This is a genomic window from Moorena sp. SIO2C4 (genome assembly GCF_010672485.1).
GTDB classification, from domain to species: domain Bacteria; phylum Cyanobacteriota; class Cyanobacteriia; order Cyanobacteriales; family Coleofasciculaceae; genus Moorena; species Moorena producens.
In genome coordinates, this window is record NZ_JAAHGN010000887.1 from 1 (window position 1) to 3,224 (window position 3,224).

Annotated in this window: 3 protein-coding genes; 2 read left to right on the forward strand and 1 reads right to left on the reverse strand. The window is 41.7% G+C overall.

The window, feature by feature from the left end; translation table 11 throughout:
* Positions 1 to 53: 53 nt before the first annotated feature.
* Positions 54 to 2,072 carry an AAA family ATPase gene (locus F6K20_RS30840; RefSeq protein WP_353736860.1) on the forward strand — a complete coding sequence of 673 codons (2,019 nt, stop codon included), beginning with the start codon at positions 54 to 56 and terminating at the stop codon, positions 2,070 to 2,072.
* Positions 2,073 to 2,113: 41 nt separating this feature from the next.
* On the forward strand, positions 2,114 to 2,704 hold the full coding sequence (locus tag F6K20_RS30845; RefSeq protein ID WP_008182065.1) for a hypothetical protein: 591 nt from the start codon (positions 2,114 to 2,116) through the stop codon (positions 2,702 to 2,704).
* A 103-nt stretch (positions 2,705 to 2,807) separates the two neighbouring features.
* Here F6K20_RS30845 and F6K20_RS30850 read toward each other — a convergent pair.
* Positions 2,808 to 3,224 (reverse strand): ClpB D2-like domain containing protein (locus tag F6K20_RS30850; protein WP_502708898.1); only part of this gene is annotated, 417 nt, incomplete at its 5' end.

The following is a 3,224-nucleotide window of genomic DNA, read 5'->3' on the forward strand; positions in this document are numbered from 1 at the left end:
TATCAAGCCTGCACATTAATTGTAGGAGCTCAGGGGGGAGGTAAAGTAGTACCCTGAATGCGATTGAGTGGTGTCTATTTGGCAAAGATGTCGCTAATAAAAGTGCTACTAAAATTGAAGAGCGCAAGAATTGGTTAGTGAAAAACCAATCGTCAAGGGAGACTAGTGTCGAAGTTATATTTGAAGGGAATGAGGAAATACTAAAGGTATATCGGAGTGACCGCAAACGTCGTGGTAATCCCAAGTTTTACTATCAGATTAATAATGGCTCGTATCAGGAAGATGAAACTGACTTGCGGGTGCTACTGGGTCTAGAATTGTCTGACTACATGAGTTGTGTCTACCTACATCAAGAAACTATCAGTGCGCTACTGATTCAGGAACCAAAAGAGCGCAAAAATGCTCTGGATCGCCTCATGGGTTTGACGGATTGGCGCAATCTCTTGGATGGAATTAAGCGAGCTAAAGCCCAGGAAGAGTTTAAGAAAATTGATCAAGAGTTTGGTCAGATTATCAGCAAAATTGAAACGGCAAAAGCGATTAAGGAAAATGACTTAGGTCTAGCAGAAGAAGAAGCCATTTTTCATGATATTCCGCTCAGCCAATTATCCCTAAATGGAGCAAAAGCTATTTGCCAAGGGGTTGAAAATGCAGTTGAGAATTTTGCCAAAGACTATGGATTGCTGGTGCCCTCTTTACCAAAATACCAAACTACTGATGATTTGGAAGGATTTGTAGATGGTGGTAAGGAGGCGATTAAGCAATTACGTAATGCTCAGCCCGACTGGGAACGGCAGAAAGAATTGCTGAATCAGCAAAGTGAATTAAATCGTTTGAAAGCTAATGTTGAGACCAAGGTTATGGAACTCAACCAAAAAGAAAACGAGATTCACCAACTGGAAGCTCAATACGGCATGCTACCAGAAATTTTGGCAAAAAAAAATCAAATTGAACAAGAAGAGTTACCGGCTAAGCAAGGGAGTCTAAATACTATCAACAATCGTGCCGGTATCATTATCCAAACCCTAAAATTTCTGAAGTCAGTACAAGAAGATCAAGCCCAAGATTGTCCCGTTTGCTCTACACCAATTAATCCAGTTCAGTTGCGTCAGGAATTAGAATCCTGGCAGCAAGACATGAAGTTACAGCTAAAACCGATTCAGAAGGAGATTCGGGAATTAGAAACAGCAGTAGAGGAGTTACAGAGACTGATTAAAACCTTGGAGCGGTTGCAACGGGAACGATTAGATAAGGATAAGGGATTACAACAAGCAAAAAATGCGATCGCAGTAGCTTTAGAAACAGAAATTAATGACTCTGTTAACGCTCTTGCTCTGCTCAATCAAGCCATTACTGAAGTAGATCAAGAATTAGCCAGGATTCGCACCGCAGTTGAGCAAAGTAATCAGCGTATCGATAGCATTGATCAAGACTTGGAAAACATTAAACGGATTATTACTGTCTTGCGTTATCGCCAAGAGGTAGATAATTTGTTTTCCATTCAAGATTGCCCTGACTATAAAGAAGTTGAAGCAGCAAAAGCTGACTTGGAAGCCTTCTGTGACCGATTGTTGACTATTGGTGAAGCTGTACAGGAAGTGCTAGGAAACTCAGCTAAAGAAAAAATCGATGCTACCAGAGCAGCAATTTCTAGTATCTATCGTCAGCTCGCCCATCGCAGTGACTTTCCAGATATTGAGATTGACCCAGAAAAATATGAAGTGATGGCGGTGGGATATGGAGAGTCAGAAGTTGCCTTACGACTGTTGAACAAGGGTGATATTAATTGTGCTGCTTTGAGTATATTTCTAGCCCTAGCAACTTCAGAGCAATTGACTCATAATATCGGTTTCATGGTGCTAGATGACCCGTCGCAAAATCTCGACCCAGTCCATAAAGAACGATTGGCTCAGGTGTTGGATCAGGTATTGGATAAAAAGCAATTGATTATTGCGACTTCAGAAGATGATTTCGTCGAGCAGCTGAGTTTCAAGCTAACTAAGCCCAACAAACTATACCGATTGGGACAGTGGACACCAACTCGTGGACCAACTATCGAGGGTAATGGGTAATAGAATTTAGAATTTAGAATTTAGAATTTAGAATTTAGAATATGGATGCATCAACATTCAACCATTTAACCACCATTCAACAACACCTAAATAGTCGCTCTAGAAAAGATAATGGGTTTGGCAAAACTTGCCAGATTTTCCTAGCGATTACCTTCTGTCGCTTGGGTTTTCAGGTAGAAAACTATTCCTCTCAAGGTGTAGATATCGATAGTTGGAATCACCCCTACTTTCCTAATCTTTCCATTGAAGTAAAGACCACCACCAAGCATACGGTGACACTAGGACAGAAGGATGTGGATGGCTTGAATAAAAAAGCGAGAGAAGGATATGAACCTATCTTTGCGGTTTTGAGATTAGAGTTATTGTCAAATTGGATTATCGCTAAAGCCAAGGGAATTAAGGCAGGTAATCATCCTGTAGGGAGACTACAAACCTCAGTAAGGGCAATTCCAGAACTGCAAGATCAGGTGAATCAGGAATTCCCTAGGGTTGTCAATGACTATGGCGCTATAGTATCAAGTATTCCAGCTGAGGAAGTTCTCACTGATTTGGATAAGTATTTGGATAGGGAGAGACAAAAAGTATTGCCAAAAGGAAGTGTTATGGCGCTGCATGCAGAGCATAGGTTTTAGGGTTAGGGTATATTTTTGGCTCTAAGCATTCAGCTGATCGCTGATCCCTAATGGCTGAATGCTTAGGGGTATAGCACACAATACCCTTCAACCTTTCTACCCTTCAATTGGACTCACTGAGCAACAACTGAGCAGGCAATCGCTGAAAGGAAAGCCGTTCATTGTTGACATCCACAAAGATAGTGTCCCCATCATTAAATTCACTCCTGAGAATTCCTTTAGCAAGAGGAGTTTCCAACTCCCGCTGAATAGCTCGCTTTAGGGGTCGTGCTCCAAAAACTGGATCGTACCCTAAATCTGCCAAAAAGTCAAGAGCTGCATCGGAGAGTTTTAGGGACATCTTGCGCTCTGCTAACCGTTGCTCTAAGCGCAGGGTTTGCAGCTGGACAATATTGCGCAACTGATGTTTTTGCAAGGTATGGAAAATAATAACCTCATCAATCCGATTGAGGAATTCAGGACGGAAACTAGAGCGCATTGCTTCCATGACCCGACTCTGCATTTCCTCATACTTGGAGTA

Bases quoted from the DNA above. Each gene is read 5' to 3' on its own strand.
- F6K20_RS30845 (WP_008182065.1), top strand. From the start codon at position 2,114: ATGGATGCATCAACATTCAACCATTTAACCACCATTCAACAACACCTA.